The sequence below is a fragment of the Haloechinothrix halophila YIM 93223 genome (genome assembly GCF_000504245.1).
Lineage (GTDB): Bacteria > Actinomycetota > Actinomycetes > Mycobacteriales > Pseudonocardiaceae > Haloechinothrix_A > Haloechinothrix_A halophila.
Genome location: NZ_KI632509.1, coordinates 933,562 through 954,396, shown reverse-complemented (window position 1 = coordinate 954,396; position 20,835 = coordinate 933,562). Strand labels below are relative to the sequence as shown.

Sequence of the window (20,835 nt, the reverse complement as noted above, 5' to 3'; positions counted from 1 at the left end):
CCATGCCGCAACGCGGGACTCGCGGCTACCCGGCCGATGGCGGGCGTTCGACGAGCTGGCTCAGGTACAGCTGCTCACCGAGCTTGCCGATCAGCTCGAGCTGGGTTTCGAGGTAGTCGATGTGGTGCTCCTCGTCCGCGAGGATCTTCTCGAAGAGATTCGCGGACGTGATGTCGCCTTTGTCCCGGCACATCTTGATTCCGGGCTTCAACCGGTTCAGCACGTCAACCTCGATCGCGAGGTCGGATTCGAACTGTTCCTTGACCGTCTGGCCGATCCGCACCGTGGACAGCCGCTGGTAGTTCGGCAACCCTTCGAGGAAGAGGATGCGATCGGTGATCAGCTCGGCGTGCTGCATCTCCTCGATCGACTCCGCGCGCGTGTGCTCGGCCAACTTGGTGAAGCCCCAATTGGCCTGCATCTTCGCGTGCAGGAAGTACTGATTGATCGCGGTGAGCTCGCTGGTGAGCTGTTCATTCAGGAGTTCGATGACCTCGTCGTCTCCGCGCATGACCTACCTCCGATCCGGCTAATTACCGGACCGTACTCGGGCATGACCAGCGTCACAACTGGAGACGTTCTCAGGCGCTTCGCTGCAGCTTCCCCACACTCTCCGACGAGGGCTCTGACTGTTCGATGAGCTCTTCGAGGCGCTCGACGCAGCTCCCACAACCCGTGCCGGCGTAGCACCGTTCGCCGATCTCGGACACGGTGCGCGCTCCAGCGAGGATCGTGGCCTCAACTTGCGACGTCGTCACGGCGGCACAGATACACGCGTACACGGGCAGTGCCACCCCCTCACTCACTCGAATATTAGGTTAGCCTAAGCACAACAGATCAACTCGGATCCCGCAAGGCCCCGCTGCCCGACGTGGGCGAAACGACACTCGTCGCGTCACGAGCTCCAGTCGTAGAACCCCGTGCCGGACTTCTTGCCGGTCTCACCAGCGGCGACCTTGTCGACCAACAGTCGCGGTGGCTCGAACCGTGGGCCGTGGCTTTCCGCGAGGTGGCGGGCGATGTCGAGCCGGACATCGAGGCCAACCAGGTCGGTCAGCCGCAGCGGGCCCATCGGGTGCCGGTAGCCGAGTTCCATCGCGCGGTCAATGTCCGCCGCGGAGGCGACACCCTCTTCGAGCATCCGGATCGCCTCCAGCCCGATCGCGACGCCGAGCCTGCTGGTGGCGAAGCCGGGCACGTCGCGGACCACGATGGTCTGCTTGCCGATCAGCTCGGCTGCGGCCCTAGCTGCGTCGACCGACTCGTCCGACGTCGCGGCCCCGCGCACGATCTCAAGCAGCGGCATCGACCACACCGGGTTGAAGAAGTGCATGCCGAGGAAGTCGGCTGGCCGGTCGAGACCTTCAGCGAGCGCATCGATGCTGAGACCGCTGGTGTTGGACGCCAACATCACGGGCTCGCGCCGCTGCGCCTCGGCGAGCACATCGCGCTTCAGCGCGAGACGTTCCGGGACGGCCTCCACGATCAGGTCCAGCCCCGGCGACAGCTCCGTCACCGCCCCGAGCATCCGCACTCGCTCCGGCACCACCGCGGCGGACGTCGTGTCCAGCTTGCCCTTCTCCTCCGCGCGTTTGGCCTGTCGCGCGATCGTCTCCGCAGCTCGCGTTGCCTGCTCCTGGTCCGGCTCGACCAGCGCTACCTCGCATCCCGCCGCCGCGAAGACGTAGGCGACGCCAATCCCCATCGTGCCGCCACCGATCACGCCGATCCGCTTCATGCCCGCTCCCCACATCATCGTTTCCGTACCCGTGGGCCGCCAGATCTCGGCGGCCCTGCCGGACAGTACATCGCTCGGGAGGTCGGCAGCTGACAGTTACCCGTGGCTGTGGTCATCGCCGTCATCGTGATCTGAGCTGCCCTCGGCGGGCGGCTGCGTCGTCGGCGTCGGCGCCTGCTGCGTCGGCTCCGCGGGCTGGTTGGGCCGGGACGGCTCCGGTTTCGGCGACTGCTTCGGGGGGTCACCATCGTGCTGGCTCGACTCGTTCGGCCCGTGGTGCCCCTCGGCTCCGCTGTGGGTGTGTTCCAGCCCGGTGATGACGCCTGACGCCATGAACATCAGCATCGCCAGCGCGGCGCCGGTCACCGCGAAGCGGTACCCACCGGTAGTGAGCAGCGCACTGCGGTGCCTCGGCAGCAGGCTCCATGTCACGCCGAGCAGAATGCTCGCCTCAAGCACCATCGTCAGCACGCCGGGCGCGCCGACCGCTTCCGGGACGCCAGCGTGCGGGCCGAACGGGACACCCCAGACGCGGCTGACCGCCCACAGGATCATCGCGCCGAGATTCGCGACCAGGCCGATGCCGAGGATGGTCGGCCGAGGCCAGCGGATGATCACGGCGGCCCAGCCCAGTTGGAACGCCGCCAAGCCGGCGAAGAACACGCCGGACAGCGGCCATTCCTGCCAGTGGTTCGGGACGACGGCGACGTGGATAGCTCCTGCCCCGATCGAGGCGAACGCGGCAAGGAGGACGGCAAGCCTGGTATCGGTCTTGGTTTCACGGTGCATGTGAGTTCCTTGATCGTGATGCGACGACACACGGTCGTCGCTGCGGTCATTCGGACAGCCTGTGACCGGGCAGACGATCAGACACGAATGACCTGGAGCTCACAAACCGGATCCGGTGGCGCCCTGCTGCGTTGCGAACCGGCGTCCTGGGTGAACGGTGTGCGGCCCGGGTGACCACAGACATGCCACACCGCGTCGACCGTTGGCGCGACCTGGTCCTCGTTGTCCTGCTGCAGCAGGTAGCCGCATGTGCCGGTGTGTCCATCGCCGGGGCACGGTTCGGCGTCTTCGCAGTGCTTGTCGTCCGGGTATTCGGATTCGTCGTGGTGTTCGGATTGGTCGTGATGTTGTTCAGATGCCAGGACCGGCTCGCCGTGGCCACCGGAGGCGTGCGCGAAGTGCGGTCCCAGCAGATGCCAGGTCAGCGCCGCCGCCGCGAGGACGACGAGTGCCGCCACCACACCCCGGCGGGGGACGGCGACAAGCATCAGACGTCGACGGGACAGCATCCACATCCTGGGGTTCGGGGTACGTCGTGGGCGATCGTATGCGGATCCGACGCCATCCTCAGTGCTTCGCGGCGGTGTCATGACTGGAATCACCGGCTACGACGCTGCTGCGTAGTTTTTGCCCCGCCGTTGGCACCATTCGCGGGGAAATTGTGTGACTTCGCGGTACGCGAACGCCTCCTTGCTTCATCCAGCAAGCAAAGGAGGACCTCATGTCCCACACCACACCGTCCCACCTCCGGTATGCGACCGCGGCGCTCGCCATCGCCTTCATGGCAAGCACCGCATGCACCACCGGCTCCGTGAACGACGACGTCCGCGACGCCGCCGCAGCCGCTACACCGCCCTCCGCTCCGTCGAGCACCAGCCCTTCTGGTGAGCCCCAGCCGGAGCGAAAGGCGGCTTCGCGACCCCAGACGCAGCACAGACGCCCCGCACAACACCCTGAACTGCCCGCCAGCTACACACGGCTCCTCGCCGAGGCTGACCACGCACCACTGGACGAACGCGGTGCGGCGGCCGAACCGGAGCAGCTGACCATCGGTGATGGACAGGCCATCACCCCCGGCGGTCCCGGCTCGCTGAAAGACCCGTCGACCACCGAGGTGTTCGACGTCGAGGTATTCGAGCAGAACATCAAGGTCACGCTGCAGGGTGAAACGGTCGGCTTCGCGTACGCCATCGGCGAGGCAGGCCAACTGTCCCGGCAGGGCGGCGTCGGCCTTGCGCGCACGGCGGCGGACGGCGGGCCGGTGCCGCAGTCCGCCATGAAGGACATCACCGTTGCCAGCGTGAGCAAGCCGATCACGACAGTCGCCGCACTGCGCGTCCTCGCGGACAAAGGCATCGACGTCGATGACCAGATCGGGCCATGGCTGCCAGGCACCTGGGAGCCGGGCGACGGCGTCGCCGAGCTGACGTTCCAGCAGCTCATGACGCACACCAGCGGGCTGAGGCAGAACTACGAAACCGCCACTGGAAAGGGCGGCAAGGTCACCGCGGCCTACGACAACATCAAAATCGCCGTTGAGCAGGACCTCGGTAGCACGTCGTATTCGTACGCGAACATGAACTTCGGCATCTTCCGCATCATGCTGCCCGCGATGTTGCTGGACACCGAGGTGCCCGGCTATGACTTCTCCGTCCCGCTCGCCGCCCAGTGGGACGAGCTGACCGCCGAGATCTTCAACGACCACATGGAAGACCTGTTCGCCAGCGTCGGCGTGACGGGTAGCTGCGCACCGTCCGATTCGGACGCGACGGTGCTGTACCGGTTCCCGTACGACGACGCATCCGGCTGGCAGACCGAGTCGTACGTCGCGGGTTGCGGTGGGTACGGCTACTACCTGTCGGCGAACGATCTGACGGGGTTCTTCTCGCACCTGCGCTACACCGATGAGCTGCTGTCGCCAGCGACCCGCGACCTGATGCGCGACGGCAAGCTCGGGCTACAGACGGTGGGCGGCGAGCATGGCACCTACTACGGGCACAACGGCGCGTGGGGTATCAGCACCGGCGCGATGACCAGCTGCGTGTTGTCGTTCCCGATCCACGTCGACGCCTCGCTGGTGATCAACTCCTCGGGCGGCGACTACGGCTCCACCTGTGGCGTGCTGGCCACGGCGTTCGACGACGCCTGGGTGCCAGCGGGCTAACGCCACGGAGCGGGGGATACGACGTCCGGGCTTCCCGTGCGTCGTATCCCCCGCTCGCGGCGCTTAGGCTGGGGGGTGTGAAGATCGTCCCGGTTGAGTGGGTGCGCGGCGTCCGACTGCTTGCGCTGTGCGGTGTCGCGGCGTTCGTGGTGCTGGCCTGCGCCCAAGCCGCCGAGCCGCGCGAGCCCAGCCGGACCACGAATACACCGACACGTGGGACTCCCACCGCTGACAACACCGGGTGGAAGTGTCCCGAACGCCTTGCCGACGTCGGCAGCGTGGCATCGGACGGGACCGTGGACCTCGCCCTCGGCGAACGAGCGACGTTGGCGGACGGAGCGACGATCGCGATCGAATGCGAGCGCGTTGAAGACACCTGCCCACCGGGCAAACAGTGCTTAGTCGGACCGATCACGCACCTCAAGATCGTGCTGACCACGGCCAGCGGACAACGCGCAGCGGGCGACTTCACCTACCACTCGGGCAGCAAACAGCACATGCTCGCAGGGCGAACGGTCAGCCTGGTCCGCGCCGCGGACGAATCGGGACAGCCGGAGCGGCACCGCGTCCGTATCGAGACCTGATCGCGGAACTCGCGGTTTCGGAACAGGGAACTCGCGGCCAATAAGGTGCGGCTCGCGCGGGATACGGTGCGACTCGCGGCTATGCCCGCAGGATCGCGGCGGCGTGCTCAGCCGCAGCGTCCAGGCTCCGGCACGCCCCGGAAGCCCACGCACGGGCGTAAGCATCGTCGCCAAGGCGCTGTCGCACGGCCGCGAGCGCGGTCTCGATGCGCTGTGCCTCGACGCCATACGTCCTGGCGTGCGCGGTGTGCTCCAGCGCGGCAGCCAGCTCGACGGCGGGTAGGTCGCGCCCGGTCCGCGCGAGCAGGATCACCAGGTTGCGCAACGTCGTCACGATCAACGTGCGGTTGCCGGTGCGCTGCCAGTGCTCGACGGCGTGCCGGAACAGCGCCAACGCCTCCGCGGGCTCACCACGGCGTCCACTCAACGCGAGCGACGCCGTCAGCGCGACACCGGATACGAACGGATTACCGACGTCGGCCGCGACCGAGCGGGCTTCGGCGAGCGCGGTCGATGCGCGGTCCGGATCATCGTCAGCCAGCGCCTCGCCCTGCGCGAACAGGGCGAACGCGATCACGGTCGGGTTGGCCGCCCGGTAGGCGGCCGCAACGGCATCCGCAGCGGTGGCGGAAGCCTGAACGTCACCGGCGTAGGCCAGTACCAACGCGGTGTTCGCCCGGCCGAACGCATACCCGACGGCATCTCCAGTCCGCTCGCTCAGCGCGGCGTAACTCGTGTAGGCGGGCAGCGCGTCGTCCAAGGCACCGCTGAGTAGCTCGATGTCCCCAAGCGCGTTGAGCGCGGCCGCGGCGGCTGGGGCCTGCTCGCCGCCAGCGACGTCGATGCCACGTCGGGCCAGCTCACGCGCGAAGTCCAGTTTGCCGCCGAACCACGCCGCGTGCGCCGCGGCGGCATAAACCTGTGGCAGACGCGGGTGCGACGGCACCTCCCGCGCCGCCCACTCGCCCCAGGCGAGCACATCGGCCCGCAGCCGCCAGTAGCCGAACCACATCAGCGCAGCGGCCAGCCGCACCGCGAGGCCGGGCCGCGCCTCACTCGCCCAGCGCCAGGCCGCGCGCAGGTCACTCAGCCAGCCCTCGACCGCACGCGCCCACGCGGCCTCGTCGTCACTGTTCAGCCCGGCCTCGGCGCGCTCAGCGAAGGTCGTCAGGAACTCCGCGTGCCGTCGCCGCAGTTCGTCCCGCGCGGCGTCAGGCAACCGTGAGCTGGCGTAGTGCCGCAACGTCTCCAGCATCCGGTATTTGCCGACGCCAGAGGTCCCCGGCCGCGTCAGCATCGAGCGATCGGCCAGCCGGGCGACGAGGTCCGCGACGCGGCTCGCGGGCAGGTCGGCGTCCGCGACGACGGCCTCGGCCGCCGCGAGGTCGAACGCCGAGGCGAACACCGAGAGCCGCAGGAACAGCAACTGTTCCTCCTCGGTGAGCAGGTCGAACGACCAGTCGACGACGCCTTCGAGTGTGTTGTGCCGCGCCCGGTCACGTGCGCCCCTGAGCAGCTCGAACCGGGCGTCGAGCCGGTCGGCGAGGTCGTCCACGGTCAGCGTGCCGACCCGTGCGGCGGCGAGTTCGATCGCGAGGGGCAGGCCATCGAGGGCGCGGCACAGCTCGGCGATCCGGCGCAGCAGACGCGGCTCCGCGGGCCGATTCACGGCGCGGGCACGGTCAAGGAACAGCTGGACGGCGGGTGCGACATCCTCCGGTTCGCCGGGTTCCGGCAGCCGCAGCGGGCCGACCGCCAGCACGTCTTCCGCCGCGACGCCGATGCGCTGCCTGCTTGTCGCGAGCAGCCGCGCCCGCGACGGCACCGCGAGCACCTCGTCTACCAGCGCCGACGTCCCGCCAAGCAGGTGCTCGCAGTTGTCCAGCACCAGCAGGCCGTCGGCCGTGCGCAGCCAGCCGCGCAGCGTGTCGATGCCGGTGTCGCCAGGCTGGACGTCTAGCCCGATCGCATCGACGACGGCACGAGGCAGCGCAGCGTCGTCCTGCAACGCGGCAAGGTCCACCCACCACACGTCGTGCTCGGCCTCAGCCGCCTCCGCGGCGATACGGGTCTTGCCGACACCGCCAGGTCCCACCAAGGTGACCACCCTGCCCGGCCCCAACGCGTGTGCGACGGCGTCGAGTTCGTCGTCTCGCCCAAGGAAGGTCGTCGTCCGCGCGGGCACGAGAGAGCGGGGCTCTGGTTTCGGTGCACTACTCACGTCACGGTTGAGCACCTGTTGTTCCAGCGCTCGAATTTCCGGTGACGGGTCGAGGCCAAGGTCGTCCCTGATGCGGTCCCGGTAGGCGCGGTATGCGGCCAGCGCGTCGGCGGTGCGCCCCTGTCGCGCGAGCGCGGTGACCAGCAGCGTGACCGCACGTTCCCGCCACGGAGCCTCGTCGATGAGAGCCTCTAGCGAGGACACGGCGTCTGTCGCCCGGTCAGCGTCGAGCAGCAGTTCCGCCCTGTCTTCGATCGCCGCGAGGCGCAGTTCCGCCAGCCGCAGTGCGTGGCCCCGCGCGAAACCGTCCGCGAATTCCCCATATGCAGGTCCCCGCCAGAGCGCGAGCGCCGCGTCGACATCTTCCAGAGCAGTGCTTTCTTTAGTGCACAGTGCTTCGAACCGACAGGCGTCGATGGCGTCATCAGGGATGTCGAGCTGGTAGCCGAGTGACCGTGTGACCACCAACCGCGCCGCTGGCCCCAGGGCTTTGCGCAGTCTGGCGATGTAGGTCTGCACCGCGTTGCGTGCGTCGTCAGGCGGTTGTTCGCCGAAGACGTCGTCGACGAGCCGGTCAAGCGGCACGACGGTGCCACTGCGCAACAACAGCGATGTGAGCACTGCTCGCTGTCGCGTCCCGTGTAACGCCAGTGGGCGCCCATCGACTCTGACCTCGATCGGCCCGAGGACGCCAAACTCCACCTCTGAGGGCACGCGCGTCATTGTCCTCCCGGTGCGCCTCTGCTGCGTCCGGTAACAGCATCAGCCACGCTGTCGAACGGACATTGAACACCCTAATCGACATCGAGTACAGACCGTGTACACGACGAGAACTCCGGTTGTACGCCAGCGGTGATCGCCGCGCGCGACCGTGGCTTCGTACGGATGAGAGGCGACACAAAGGAGTTCTGGCATGACTGCGATTACCGAGACCGATCCACGCGAGGCGTTCGCGGAGCGGTTGCTCGAAGACGTCACTCGGTCGATGGAAACACTCAGCGTCTACCTCGGCGTCAAGCTCGGCCTCTACCACGCACTCGCGGCCACGGATGGCGCCACCGAGCGCGACCTCGCGGACCGGGCGGGCATCGCGACGCGATACGCGAGCGAGTGGCTGTCGCAGCAAGCAGCCGCTGGCTACATCGACTGCGACAACCCGGGCGTAGAACCGGAGCAGCGGAGGTACCGGTTGGCCGAGCACAACGCCGAGGTGCTGACCGACCCGGACAGTCCCTTCCACGTCGCACCGCTGACCAGGATGTTCGCCGGATGCACAAGCGTCCTGCCACAGCTTCTTGAGGCCTACCGCACCGGCGGCGGCGTGCCGTACGAGGCGTACGGAATCGACATCCGTGAGGGCATCGCCGGTGTCAACCGCCCGATGTTCGTGAACGAGTTGGCGGACTGGATCGCGGCGGCACCCACGGTCGAACAGCGGCTGCGGAGTGCACCGACGGCGAAGGTGCTCGACCTGGGCTGCGGCATCGGCCATTCCAGCATCGCGCTGGCGAAAGCGTTCCCCAGGGCTAGCGTCGTCGGCGTTGACCTGGACGAAGCATCGGTCGCGCAGGCGCGCGAAATCGCGGCAGAGGCTGGTGTGGCCGATCGCGTCACGTTCGTTGTCGGCGATGCGGCTCAGGTCCAGGCGGAGGATACCTACGACCTGGTGATGATGTTCGAGACGTTGCACGACATGGGCGACCCGGTCGGCGCACTGCGGGCCGCGAGATCCGTGCTCGCTGAAGACGGCGCGGTGCTTATCGGCGATGAGCGGGTCGGCGACCAGCTGACGGCACCGGCCGACCTCATGGAGCGCTTCCAGTTCGGATGGAGTGTGCTGCACTGTGTCGCGGCGACAATCGCCGAGGACCCGGTCGAGGTCAGCGGCACCGTCCTGCGCACGCCGACGGTGCTGCGCTGGGCGCGGCAAGCGGGCTACACCGACTCCGAGGTTTTGGACATCGATAACGACTTCTGGCGATTCTACCTGCTGCGTAAGTAGGCGCATCCAGCGTGAAACGGCCCGGCGGTGTGTGCCGCCGGGCCATCGCATAGCGCCATTACCGCTGTCGCCGTTCGTCCTGTTCAGCCGCGGCAGCGTTCTGGCGAGCCTGTTCGGCCTGGCGTTCGTGCTCGGCAACCTGCTGCTGGGACTCGCCCTTGTTCTGCTGCGACTGTCCCTCACGCTGCATTTCGTCGTTGCCGAGCAGCGTGCCTGCCGATTCCTTCAGCCGGCCCTTGACGTTTTCCATAACGCCCTTGATGCCTTGCTGATCCGCCATCGTGGGAATCCTCCTTCCTGTGATGACACCCATCGGATTGCCAGTGACGGCGGCTGCTCAAACCTGGTCAAGCTCACTCGGGAGAACTCGCGGGCAGGAATGCAGGACACAGCGTCCCCGGTGCAGGACACAGCGTCCTGAGTGCAGGACACAACGTCCCGAACGCAGGACACGGCGTCAGGAGTGGGGGACACGCCCACGGCCGGAGCCCGGGCTGGGGAGGGCACACTCGTTCACCGGATCCTCGACGTCGGCGTTGGGAATGGTGCCGCTGCGGGCGGGGCGGTCACGATCCTCAACCCAGCTCACCATCGCGTCGAACGCCTCCCGGTAGCAGGGCAGGATCGGCCGTAGCCGATCCGGATACTCGTCGTACAGACCGTCGACGTGCGTGCCGTCCTCAACGACGTAGTACCGGTGCTGCCGAGCCTCACCGGAACGCCGCACCATGTCCCGGTAAACGTCGGAGTCGGTGCGAATCGGCAGCAGTGCGTCCAGCGTGCCGTGCAGCGTGATCATTGGCTTACCGATGTCGCCCGTGTTCGACACCCGCCCGACGGCGTCGTGCACGCTCTCCGGACGCGAGGCGTAGTCGTAGTCGGCATCGCAGTTCGGCGTGCCCGGCTGGCAGAACGGGATGCCAGCCTGTAGCGCGCCGTCGTAGTCCGGGTCGAACTCCTCGCGGTAAACGCGCTGGGTGAGGTCCCAGTAGTAGGCGTAATGGTAGTCCCACAGGAACTCCGAGCCAGGTTCGAATCCGGCGTCGATCATCGCCTGGTGCGCGTCCTCATCGCCGGTGGCGCGGTAGTTCGGGTAGTTCCGCAGCGCGGCGGGCAGGTAGGTGAACAGGTTCGGACCGTCCGCTGTGAACAGCGTGCCTTCCCAGTCCACGCCGCCGTCGTAGAGCTCGGGGTGCTTTTCCAGCGCCCAGCGGGTCAGGTAGCCGCCGTTGGAGATTCCGGTCATGTACGTCCGATGTGGACGATCGCCGTAGTACTGCCGGGCCACCCGCTTCGTCGCGCGCGTGAGCTGTGTGACCCGGTGGTGCCACTCGGCGACGGCGTCGCCTGGCCGGGCACCGTCCTCATAGAACGTCACACCGGTGTTTCCCTTGTCCGTTGACGCGAACGCGTAGCCCTGCGCGAGCACCCAGTCGCTGATGATGTAGTCGTTGGCGTACTGCCTGCGCACACCGGGCGCACCGGTGATCACGACCTTGCCGTTCCACTCCTCGGGCAGCCGGATCACGAACTGCGAGTCGTGCGCCCAGCCGTTGTTCGTGTTGCCGGTCGACTCGTCGGGAAAGTAACCGTCGACCTGCACGCCTGGCACGCCGGTCGGGTTCTCGGTGCCGGAGGCGTGCAGGCCGGACCAGTCGCTCTGGTTGGTGTGCCCTGACGTCGTGGTGCCCGCCGTCGTCAGGTCGTCGAGGCACGCCTGTTTCTGTTGCACCGCACCGGGAACGTCGATCCGGTCGATGCCGTCACACCCCACAGCGTCCGCCGCCGTGCTACCCACCGCGGTGCCTGTCACCATGAGCGGTGCGGCGACCACAATCGCCAGCACGATTCTGCCGCGCATGTGAAGCTCCCTTCGATCACCCTTGCCGTGCCGGGGCCGGTCTCGACTCCGGTTCTCCCTCCTGAGCGGCGGCCCGCTCGTCGGGACGCCGCCGCGAGCGCACCAGGTGTCGCACCGTTCCCCAGATGCCGCGCCGGAACAGCAGCACGGTGACGACGAAGATCAGGCCGGTGACCAGGCCGACCGCGTCGATGCCAGCGGTGGCGAGGTAGTCCTCGAGCAGCACGATGATGCCCGCGCCGAGCACCGGCCCCCAGAGTGTGCCCATGCCGCCGAGGATGTTCATCACGACGACCTTGCCGGACGTCGTCCAGTACACCTCCTGCAGCGAGGCGAATCCGTGCCCGATCGCGTAGACGCCGCCCGCGAGTCCGGCCAGGAACGCCGAGAGCACGAACACCTGCACCTTGTAGCGGTCGACCGGGTAACCAAGCGCCCGCGCCCGCGCTTGGTTCTCCCGGATCGCCACCATCACCCTGCCGAATGGCGAGTGCACCACTCGCCATGCGCCAAGCAGGCCGAGCAGGATCAGTGGCAGCGCAGCGTAGTAGAAGTAAAACGAGTCCGACAGATCGAGTCCGAAGAACTCGCGCGGGATCCCCTGCAGGCCGTTCTCACCGCCGGTGACCGAACGCCACTGGTTCGCGATGAAGAACACCAACTGCGCGAACGCCAGCGTCACCATGGCGAAGTAGATGCCGGAGCGGCGTACCGACAGCATCGCGATCGGCAGCGCGAGCGCCGCCGCCACCAGCGCACCGCCGAGCACCGCGACGGGGAACGGCAGTCCGGTCTCGATCGCGACGATCCCCGTCGCGTACGCCGACGATCCCCAGAACGCCGCGTGTCCGAACGAGAGCATCCCGGTATAGCCGAGCAGCAGGTCGAGCGCGACAGCGAACAGCGCCCACGCGGCGATGTCCAGCGCGACCGGCGGATACATCACCCATGGCAGTCCGAACGCCAGCACGAGCCCGATGACGAGCAGTCCGATGCGCAGCGCCGGGTTCCAGCCGTTGGTGAGTGTGGCAAGCCTGGTCAGGATCATGCGTGCACGCCTTCCTCGCGGCCGAACAGTCCGGCTGGCCGTAGCAGCAGCACCAGCGCCATGAGGACGAACACCAGGCTCTGCGACAGCGCGGGAACGTAGAAATTGCCGATCGCGGTCACCATGCCGACGATGTAGCCGGCAGCGACCGAGCCGAGCACCGAGCCCAACCCGCCGATCACGACGACCGCGAAGATCACGATGATGAGGTCGGCGCCCATCGACGAGTTCACGGCCCGCATCGGCGCCGCGAGCACCCCAGCCAGACCGGCGAGCGCGATGCCGAATCCGAACACCGGCGTCACCCAGCGCCGGACGTCGATGCCGAGCGACTGGGTCAGCTCGGCGCGCTCGGTGGACGCTCGCACGATCATGCCGACGCGGGTGCGGGAGAGCACGAGCCACACCAGCCCGGAGAGCGCGATGGAGAACACGAACACGAACACCTGGTATTTGGGGTAGGTGAACAGTCCGAGATCGACAGATCCATCCAGGATGGACGGTCGCGCGTATGGCTGTGACGTGACGCCGTACTTCATCCGGATCAGGTCCTGCAGAATCAGCGCGATGCCGAACGTCAGCAGGAAATTGTACAGCGGGAACAGGTGCATCAACCGGTGCACGAACAGCCGCTCGAGCACCATGCCGATGACGCCGAGCAGAATCGGCACCACGAGCAGCGCCAGCCACCAGCTTAGCCCCGCGCTGTCGAGCAACACGAACGCACCGAACGCGCCAAGCATGTAGAACGCGCCGTGGGCGAAGTTGACCACGCCGAGCATGCCGAAGATCACCGAGAGGCCGAGTGCGAGCAACGCGTAGAAGCTGCCGCTCACCAGGCCATTGAACAACTGCTGCAGCAGTCCGCTCACCTGCGTGTCACCTCACCCTGAGAAACGTCACGAACATCGGACCCGCCGGTGGCCGAGGAATGGCCACCGGCGGCACCCCCGGTTCAGCCCATCTCGCAGCCGGAGTCGGCCGCGTCCATGTAGGCCTCGTCGGCCGGGATCGTCTCGACGAGCTCTGTGAAGTCGAAGTCCTCCTCCACATCGGACTCTTCCTTCACCCTTGCCAGGTGGGCGTCGTGGGTCACGGCGTGGTCCGCTGCGCGGAACTCGGCGTTGCGGGCGAAGAAGTCGTCGAACGTGTGGCCGTCCAGCTCCTCGCGGACGGTGTCGGCGTCATCGGAGCCCGCGCGCTGGATCGCTTGCAGGTACTGCATAGCGGCGGAGTAGTTCGCGGCGTGGTCGAACGTCGGACGCGTGCCGGTGCGGTCCTTGAATCGGTCGGCCCACTCCCGGCTTTGGTCGTCCAGGTTCCAGAACCACGGCGTGGTGTAGAGCGTGCCTTCGAGCTTGTCCACGCCGATGGAGGCGATGTCGGTGTCGAACATCAGCCCGACAGCCAGCTCGACGCCCTTGTCCCGCAGCCCGAATTCGTTGTACTGCTTGACGACGTTCACCAGGTCGCCGCCAGCCTGCATGGTGCCCATGACGTCCGGCTTCGGCGACAGCGTCGGCGCCTTGGTCATGAACGTCGAGAAGTTGTCGTTCGGGAACGGCGTCGGGTCCGCCTTGACCACCGAGCCGCCCGCGTCCTTGATCGCCGCGGTGAAGCTCTTGTTCATGTCCTGCCCGAACGCGTAGTCCGGGTAGATGATGTACCAGTTCTCCGCGCCCTGTTCGGTCACGGTCTTCCCGGTGCCGTGCGCGAGCATGTAGGTGTTGTAGGCGTAGTGGTAGGTGTAGGCGTTGCACTGCTCGCCGGTCAGTTCGGTGGTGGCTGCGCCGATGTTGAAGTACATCTTCTGGTTTTGCTTCGCCACGTTCGCCACCGCGAGCGCGGCTGACGACGTCGGGACGTCGAAGATCGCGTCGACGCCGTCGCGGTCGTACATCTCCCGCGCGGTGGTGTTGGCGATCTCCGGCTTGTTCTGGTGATCGGCGTCGGTCACCTCGATGTTCTGCGTGACGACGTCCTCGCCGTGCTCGGCCTTGAAGTCCTCGACGGCCATCGTCACCGCCTCGACGGCGTTCGGTCCAGCCAGCTCGGAGTACACACCGGACAGATCGGTGATCACCCCGAGCTTGATGGCGTCGTCGGTGATCGCGCCGCTGTCGCTCTGCGGCCCGCCGGCACCGGCGCACCCGGCGATCACGGCGCCCATCGCGATGGTGGCGGTGAGCGCACCCGCTGTTGTGAGCTTGGTTGCCACGTGAGTTCCTCCCTAGTCGTGGATGGCTGCCGGGTCACATGCCTCGTCAGATGCCGAGGTACTCCAGCAGTTCGTGCTCGCGCTGTTCGACCTCCGCGTTGTCGAGCGATTCGACGACGCGTCCCTGAGCGATCAGGTAGTGCCGGTCGGCCACCGTCGATGCGAAGTGGACGTTCTGCTCGATCAGCAACACCGTGACGCCGTGTTCCTTGACCGTGCGGATGATCTCGCCGATCTGCCGCACCAGGAGCGGCGCGAGCCCCTCGGTCGGCTCATCAGCGAGCAGGATGCGGGCACCCATGCGCAATACCCGCGCCATGGCGAGCATCTGCTGCTCGCCCCCAGACAGGTGTGTGCCTGCCTGCCGTCTCCGCTCAGCCAGCACGGGAAACGTCTCGTACACCTTCTCCAGCGACCAGGCGTCCGGCCCGACCACCGGCGGCAACGTGAGGTTCTCCTCGACCGACAGGCTGGCGTAGATACCCCTGTCGTCCGGCACGTATCCGAGGCCCGCGCGGCAGCGCTTGTGCGGCGACAGCGTCGCGATGCTCGTGCCGTCGAACCGGATGTCGCCGGTCATGGACCGGTGCAGCCCCATCAGGCAGCGCAGCAACGTCGTCTTGCCCGCGCCGTTGCGCCCGACGAGCGTCACGACCTCACCGGTGTCGACGTCGAGCGACACCCCTTGCAGCACCTGTGCCTCGCCGTAGCGCGCGGTCACGTTGTCGACGTTAAGCAACGGCTTCCCCCAGGTAGGCGGTGATGACGTCAGGGTCGTTGCGCACCGACTGGTAGTCGCCCTCGGCGAGTACCTTGCCGAACTGCAACACGGTGACGGTGTCGGCGAGGTCGCTGACGACCTGCATGTTGTGCTCGACGAGCACGATGGTGCGGTCGGCACGCACTCGCTTGATCAGCTCGATGGTGCGCGCGACATCCTCGACGCCCATACCCGCCGTCGGCTCGTCGAGCAGCAGCAGTCTCGGGGACAGCGCCAGCGCGAGCGCCAGTTCCAGCGCGCGCTTCTGCCCGTAGGCGAGGCTGCCCGCTGGGACGCCGGACATGCCGCCGAGCCCGACCTGGTCGAGTAGGCCGTCGGTCTCGGCGGCATACCGGCGCAGCCGCTTGTCGGACCGCCAGAAGCGGTAACCCGTGCCGTCACGTCCCTGCAGCGCGAGTTCGACGTGTTCGGCGAGGGTCAGTTCCTCGAAGAGGCTGGCGATCTGGAAGGACCGCGCGACACCGCGCTGCGCGATCTGCTCAGGGCGCATGCCGGTGACATCGCGGCCCTCGATGGTGATCGTGCCGCTTGTCGGCTTGATGAAGCCGGTCAGCAGATTGAACAGCGTCGTCTTGCCCGCACCGTTCGGCCCGACGAGGGCGTGCACGGCGCCGTCAGCGACGCTGAGGTCGACGTCACTGACGGCGCGAAAACCGCTGAACTCTTTCGACAGCCCGCTGGTGCGCAGCACTGGATCGGCGCTTGCCGTAGACGCTGTGGCGTTCATCACGGCGATCACACTAGGAATCGCCAATCCCCAGCGACATAGGGCCGCGACACATAAATCGCGAATGGTGTATGGCTGTCATTCACATGGGGCGGCAGCGCGTGCTAGCGCTTACCGAGCCGCAGCGTGTGCAGCCGCAGCGCCAGTTGGAGCTCCAGCATCCGCTCCGGCGTCTGCCAATCGTCGCCGATGAGCCGCGAGATCCGGTCCAAGCGCTGCGCGACGGTGTTGACGTGGACGTGCAGCGCGTCCTTGGTTTTCGCGAGGTTTCCGTTGCAGGCGAAGTAGGTGCGCAGCGTGCCGATCAGGTCGGTGCCGCGCCGGTTGTCGTAGTCCACAATGGCCCCGAGCTGCGCGGTGACGAACCCGTCGACGTCCGGCTGGTCGCTGAGCACGAGGCCGACGAAGCCGATTTCGGCGGCGCTGGCGCCTTCACCCGTGCGGCCGAGTGTGCGTAGTGCGCCAAGACAACGCTGCGCCTCGGCGTAGGTGGGTGCCACATCCGCCGCGCCGCGCGCTGGTCCCGCGCCGCCGACCGTGACCTCGGCCGAGAGCGTCAGACCCAGTTCCGCCGCGAGCGCGGCCGCCTCCTTGCCAGGCTCCTCGGTGGGCAGCAGCAGCACGATCTTGCCGTCGAAACTGCCGCCGAGCCCGTAGCGGGTGCGGGCGATGTGGTTGGCGGCCAGGATCGCGCGCTGCCGATCCGCGCTGCCGACGTCGGCGACGAAGACCGAATACGGCGCGTCCAGGTCGGCGCCGAGCCGGTCGGCCCGCGCGGTCAGCGCGTCCAGCGCCGCGCGATCGAGGTCGCCCCGCCGCAGCAGGTCGTCCAGCAGCTCGCCCCTGACCCGGCTCTCCGCCTCAGCCCCGGAACGCCGTGCCAGCAGGAGCAGCGCGGTGACGACGGCCGCGCGCTCCAGGATGCGCTGGTCGGCCTCCTCCAGCTCGGATCTGCCGCTGAGCACCAGCGCGCCAAGATGTTCGGTGCCCGCGGAGACGGCGGCGACCCAGTGCCCCGACTCGCGCACCGATCGTCCGCTCGCCCGGGACGCCGCGACCGCGCCCGCGAGCGATTGCGGCTCGATCGGCTCAGGGTTGGCGACGCTGGCCAGCTCGCGGTCGTGTTCGTCCAGCACCAGCAGTGAACCGCCGATGACCTCGACGGTGCTGACGGCCAGCTCGGCGACACCACCACCGGTCAGCACGAGCTGCGCCATCTTGTCGTGCGCCGCGGCAGCGCGCTCCACGGCTTCGCTGTGCTCCTGCAGCAGCCGGTTGGCGCTGTTGAGCTCGTCGAGGGCGACCCTGGTTTCCTCGAGCAGTCGCGCCTGGTCGATCGCGACGGCGGCGTGCGCTGCGAGCGAGCCGAGCAGCGCGACTTCCTCCCGCGTGAATGGCCGTTCGGCGCGGTTGGCCGCGAACAGCACACCGATCACCCGCGAGCCGATCTGCAGCGGTACGCCGAGGATCGACACCAGGCCCTCCTGATCGACAGCGGAGTCGATCGTCTGCACGTGCCGGAACTGTGGGTCGGCCATGTAGTTCGAGGTGAAGTAGGGCATGCCGGTCTGCGCGACCAGCCCGCCGAGCCCCTCGCCCAGCGAGAGCCTGACCTGCTGGAACGCCGCCGACGTCGAGCCGTCCGTGACGCGCATGTAGGTGTCGCCGCGCTCCGGGTCGTGCATGGTCAGGTACGCGATGTCGGTGCCGAGCAGCTGCCGAGCCCGCCGGACGATCGCGTTCAGCACGGAATCGAGGTCGGAGAGCCGAGCGAGGTCGCTAGCGGTCTCGAACAGCGCGGTGAGCTGGCCTTCCCTGCGGCGTCTGCTGGCCAGCATCTCCCTGACCTGCAGCGCGAGGTGCTTGCCCTCTTCGAGTTCCTCGATCACCTCCGGTGATTCGCCGCGCGCCCGTGCGGCGAGCAGCGGTCCCTCGAACTCGACCGCTGCCGCGTCGCGAGCGAGCAGCCGGAGGAAGTCGTTCCAGAACACGCCCCCGATTGTCGCAGCCGCCATGGCTTTCCGACCCCTGTTCGTGGCTGTCAGTGCGCGGTCCAGCCGCCGTCCATCCGCATCGACGAGCCGGTGATCGACGATGCCGCGTCGGAACAGAGGTAAGCGACGAACGAGGCGACCTCCTCGGGTTCGATGAGGCGCTTCAGCGCGGCACGGTCCAGCATGATCCGCTCGATGACCTCGTCCTCGGTGATGCCGTGGGCCTTGGCCTGCGACGCGATCTGGCTCTCGACAAGCGGGGTGCGCACGTAGGCGGGGTTGACGCAGTTCGACGTCACGCCGTGGGCGGCGCCTTCCAGCGCGATGACCTTGGCGAGCCCTTCGAGGCCATGCTTGGCAGCGACGTAAGCGGCCTTGTACGGGGACGCGACCATGCCGTGCACGCTGGAGATATTGACGATGCGGCCCCAGCCGTTGGCGTACATGTGGCTGATCGCGCCGCGCACGATGCGAAACGGCGCTTCGAGCATGACGCGCAGGATGTAGGAGAACTTGTCGGGCGGAAAGTCCTGAATCGGCGCGACGTGCTGCAAGCCGGCGTTGTTGACCACGATGTCGACGGCGAGGTCCAGCCGGTCGATGTCGTCGAGCCGGGAGAGGTCGACGACGACCTGCTCGACGTCGGTGGCCTTGGCCAACTCGGCAAGGCCGGTCGCATCCCGGTCGACGGCGACCACCGCCGCCCCTTCCTCGACAAGCCGCACCGCACAGGCCAGCCCGATTCCGCTCGCGGCCCCGGTGACCAGGGCCCTCCGGCCCGACAGATCGCCCGCACTCATGGCGGTGAACCTACGACGACAGAGCGTGTCCGCTCCACGTCGGAGGAACCCATACCTACGGCGTCGATCATGTATGGCTCCCACACACCCCTGGATGGGTGGGCCGCAGCTCAGCGGAGGTGAACGAGAGCGCCAGGTCCTACGCGGACGGCTCAGCACCAGGGCCGGGCAGGACATCGACGTCGGTGGCGCGCATCGGCGCGCCGCACGACGCACAGCGCAGCTCAACGTGGCTGACCTCGCCACAGGCGTGATGCCGATACAGCACCGGCGGACCCGCCTCACCCGCGAGCCACCGATCACCCCAGCGCACCATCACCAGCAGCAGGTCGCACAATTCCTGCCCCCGTGGCGTGAGGACGTACTCGTAGCGCGGCGGGCGTGCCGAGTACTCCTCACGCGCGAGAACACCGTTCTCCACCAGCCATTTCAGCCGTTCGGCAAGCACCTTGCGCGAGATTCCCAAGTTCTGCCGCAACTCATCGAATCGAGTGATGCCGACGTAGACGTTGCGCAAGATAAGCGGCGACCACGGCTCGCCGATCACGTCCAATGTGCGGGCGATGGAGCATGCCATGTCGCCGAACTTGGTTCGCTGCATGGGCACATCCTACGACAATGGGTTCCCTAAAGGAACTCACAGCACTACAGTAGGTTCCCTCAGGGAACTCACAGGAGGAAGCATGGATAACACGGCCACACCGCCGGTCGTCTCGGCAGCAGAGTGGCAGGCCGCACGCCACAAACTGCTGCAGAAGGAGAAGGAGCTGACCCGCGCGACGGACGCGCTCGCGGCGGAGCGGCGGCGGATGCCGATGACGCGGGTGGACAAGAACTACACGTTCGAGGGACCGGACGGCACAGCGAGCCTGCTCGACCTGTTCGAGGGGCGACGGCAACTGATCGTGTACTGCTTCATGTGGCGCGACGTCGACAACGTCTGCCCGGGATGTTCGATGTTCACTGACAACGTCGGCCACCTCGCGCACCTACACGCACGCGACACGTCGTTCGCGCTGACGTCCCGTGGCCCGCTGGCCGACATCCTGCGCGTCAAGGAACGGATGGGCTGGACGATCCCCTGGTACTCGTCGCTCGGCAACGACTTCCACGACGACATGGACGCCGGCGACGGCTTCGGGCTGAACGTCTTCCTGCGCGACGGCAACGAGGTGTACCGGACGTACTTCACCACGGGACGCGGCGTCGAACGACTCGGCAGCAGCTGGACGTTCCTCGACCTGACGCCGTTCGGCAGGCAGGAAACCTGGGAGGACTCACCTGAAGGCTGGCCGCAGACTCCGCCGTACGTGTGGTGGCGGCTGCACGACGAGTACGAGACGGAGTAGCGCTCACACCCCCATCGAGCCAGGCGACATGAACAACGTCCCCGACACCATCAGCAGGATCATCAGCACGATGCCCGCCAGGCCGATCCAGCCGAGGACGATTCCCGCGATGGCCATCCCACGGCCACCCTCGGATCCGGCTGACTGGTCGATCTGGTTCTTGGCGATGTAGCCGAAAACGAGCGCGAGCACCGAACCGAGGCCGCCGATGAACAAGATTCCGAGCACCAGGGAGGCGACGGCGAACCCGTTGGTCGATTGCGGATAGTGGGCTGGACTATAGGAGCGCTCAGGTTGTTGTGTCATGGGAACTTCTCCCTTTCGCGCCTGTCGCGAGTTGTCAGCGCATCGCCGAGCCGTCGGCTCCGGCAGGTCGGTATCTGGTTACCCAGCATGTGCCCTATCACCACGAGCCTCGAAACCGGCCGATACTTGACCTTGGAGCGCGCTCCAAGGTCTACGGTTCGTCCGGTAATAACCCAAGCACAGCCGAAGGCGAGTCGCATGCGGAACGATCCAACGTCGAACGAACAGCGAGAAGCTGCGCGTTCTTCGACTT

General features: G+C 67.3%; 21 protein-coding genes. 4 read left to right on the top strand and 17 right to left on the bottom strand.

From position 1 onward, the window contains the following. Positions 1–25: 25 nt before the first annotated feature. From bfr to AMYHA_RS04410, 5 genes are all read right to left on the bottom strand, one after another. Positions 26–511 carry a bacterioferritin gene (gene bfr / locus AMYHA_RS04430; protein WP_034268218.1) on the bottom strand — a complete coding sequence of 162 codons (486 nt, stop codon included), beginning with the start codon at positions 509–511 and terminating at the stop codon, positions 26–28. A gap of 70 nt (positions 512–581) precedes the next feature. Beyond that, positions 582–782: a (2Fe-2S)-binding protein gene (locus AMYHA_RS04425; protein ID WP_034275781.1), complete on the bottom strand. Its 201-nt coding sequence runs from the start codon at positions 780–782 to the stop codon at positions 582–584. 113 nt (positions 783–895) lie between these two features. Beyond that, positions 896–1,738: a 3-hydroxyacyl-CoA dehydrogenase family protein gene (locus tag AMYHA_RS04420; RefSeq protein WP_034268216.1), complete on the bottom strand. Its 843-nt coding sequence runs from the start codon at positions 1,736–1,738 to the stop codon at positions 896–898. Between the two features lie 96 nt (positions 1,739–1,834). Next, on the bottom strand, positions 1,835–2,527 hold the full coding sequence (locus AMYHA_RS04415) for a hypothetical protein (protein ID WP_051399534.1): 693 nt from the start codon (positions 2,525–2,527) through the stop codon (positions 1,835–1,837). Between the two features lie 77 nt (positions 2,528–2,604). Then, complete coding sequence (locus tag AMYHA_RS04410) at positions 2,605–3,036, bottom strand: hypothetical protein (RefSeq protein WP_157361807.1); 432 nt, start codon at positions 3,034–3,036, stop codon at positions 2,605–2,607. A gap of 212 nt (positions 3,037–3,248) precedes the next feature. Between AMYHA_RS04410 and AMYHA_RS04405 the strand changes: the two genes are divergently transcribed. Both AMYHA_RS04405 and AMYHA_RS04400 read left to right on the top strand, forming a co-directional pair. Beyond that, entirely contained in the window at positions 3,249–4,691 is a 1,443-nt protein-coding gene (locus AMYHA_RS04405; protein ID WP_034268213.1) for a serine hydrolase domain-containing protein, read from the top strand. Positions 4,692–4,768: 77 nt separating this feature from the next. Further along, positions 4,769–5,275 carry a hypothetical protein gene (locus AMYHA_RS04400; RefSeq protein WP_034268210.1) on the top strand — a complete coding sequence of 169 codons (507 nt, stop codon included), beginning with the start codon at positions 4,769–4,771 and terminating at the stop codon, positions 5,273–5,275. Between the two features lie 79 nt (positions 5,276–5,354). On the opposite strand, the gene AMYHA_RS04395 is transcribed toward AMYHA_RS04400, so the two are convergent. After that, a complete protein-coding gene (locus tag AMYHA_RS04395) occupies positions 5,355–8,210 on the bottom strand; it encodes a BTAD domain-containing putative transcriptional regulator (RefSeq protein WP_169732897.1) in 2,856 nt (951 codons plus the stop codon). Positions 8,211–8,409: 199 nt separating this feature from the next. Between AMYHA_RS04395 and AMYHA_RS04390 the strand changes: the two genes are divergently transcribed. Continuing rightward, on the top strand, positions 8,410–9,498 hold the full coding sequence (locus tag AMYHA_RS04390) for an SAM-dependent methyltransferase (protein ID WP_034268206.1): 1,089 nt from the start codon (positions 8,410–8,412) through the stop codon (positions 9,496–9,498). Positions 9,499–9,556: 58 nt separating this feature from the next. On the opposite strand, the gene mbp1 is transcribed toward AMYHA_RS04390, so the two are convergent. The 10 genes from mbp1 to AMYHA_RS04340 all read right to left on the bottom strand — a co-directional run bounded on the left by mbp1 (position 9,557) and on the right by AMYHA_RS04340 (position 19,528). Continuing rightward, complete coding sequence (gene mbp1, locus AMYHA_RS04385) at positions 9,557–9,778, bottom strand: microaggregate-binding protein 1 (RefSeq protein ID WP_034268203.1); 222 nt, start codon at positions 9,776–9,778, stop codon at positions 9,557–9,559. Between the two features lie 177 nt (positions 9,779–9,955). Then, positions 9,956–11,359 (bottom strand): tannase/feruloyl esterase family alpha/beta hydrolase, encoded by a 1,404-nt coding sequence (locus tag AMYHA_RS04380; RefSeq protein ID WP_051399533.1) that lies wholly within the window; start codon positions 11,357–11,359, stop codon positions 9,956–9,958. A 16-nt stretch (positions 11,360–11,375) separates the two neighbouring features. After that, complete coding sequence (locus AMYHA_RS04375) at positions 11,376–12,407, bottom strand: branched-chain amino acid ABC transporter permease (RefSeq protein WP_084036801.1); 1,032 nt, start codon at positions 12,405–12,407, stop codon at positions 11,376–11,378. Next, a complete protein-coding gene (locus tag AMYHA_RS04370; protein WP_034268201.1) occupies positions 12,404–13,279 on the bottom strand; it encodes a branched-chain amino acid ABC transporter permease in 876 nt (291 codons plus the stop codon). The genes AMYHA_RS04375 and AMYHA_RS04370 overlap by 4 nt, the downstream gene beginning before the upstream one ends. An 83-nt stretch (positions 13,280–13,362) precedes the next feature. Further along, positions 13,363–14,625 (bottom strand): ABC transporter substrate-binding protein, encoded by a 1,263-nt coding sequence (locus AMYHA_RS04365; protein ID WP_196776834.1) that lies wholly within the window; start codon positions 14,623–14,625, stop codon positions 13,363–13,365. A 46-nt stretch (positions 14,626–14,671) separates the two neighbouring features. Next, positions 14,672–15,346, bottom strand: coding sequence for an ABC transporter ATP-binding protein (locus AMYHA_RS04360; RefSeq protein WP_196776833.1), 675 nt, complete (start codon positions 15,344–15,346; stop codon positions 14,672–14,674). Positions 15,347–15,356: 10 nt separating this feature from the next. Then, positions 15,357–16,133 carry an ABC transporter ATP-binding protein gene (locus AMYHA_RS04355; protein ID WP_051400322.1) on the bottom strand — a complete coding sequence of 259 codons (777 nt, stop codon included), beginning with the start codon at positions 16,131–16,133 and terminating at the stop codon, positions 15,357–15,359. A gap of 104 nt (positions 16,134–16,237) precedes the next feature. Continuing rightward, a complete protein-coding gene (locus AMYHA_RS04350; protein WP_051399532.1) occupies positions 16,238–18,148 on the bottom strand; it encodes a helix-turn-helix domain-containing protein in 1,911 nt (636 codons plus the stop codon). Between the two features lie 26 nt (positions 18,149–18,174). Further along, the gene (locus AMYHA_RS04345) at positions 18,175–18,927 is read right to left on the bottom strand and encodes a 3-hydroxybutyrate dehydrogenase (protein ID WP_034268196.1); all 753 of its coding nucleotides are present in this window, start codon (positions 18,925–18,927) and stop codon (positions 18,175–18,177) included. Between the two features lie 139 nt (positions 18,928–19,066). Further along, the gene (locus AMYHA_RS04340; protein WP_034268194.1) at positions 19,067–19,528 is read right to left on the bottom strand and encodes a winged helix-turn-helix transcriptional regulator; all 462 of its coding nucleotides are present in this window, start codon (positions 19,526–19,528) and stop codon (positions 19,067–19,069) included. Positions 19,529–19,610: 82 nt separating this feature from the next. On the opposite strand from AMYHA_RS04340, the gene AMYHA_RS04335 reads away from it, so the two are divergent. Further along, positions 19,611–20,276 (top strand): DUF899 domain-containing protein, encoded by a 666-nt coding sequence (locus AMYHA_RS04335; protein ID WP_034268191.1) that lies wholly within the window; start codon positions 19,611–19,613, stop codon positions 20,274–20,276. A gap of 3 nt (positions 20,277–20,279) precedes the next feature. Here the strand turns inward: AMYHA_RS04335 and AMYHA_RS04330 are convergent, their stop codons facing one another. Then, positions 20,280–20,582 carry a DUF4190 domain-containing protein gene (locus AMYHA_RS04330; RefSeq protein WP_051399531.1) on the bottom strand — a complete coding sequence of 101 codons (303 nt, stop codon included), beginning with the start codon at positions 20,580–20,582 and terminating at the stop codon, positions 20,280–20,282. Positions 20,583–20,835: the final 253 nt, after the last annotated feature.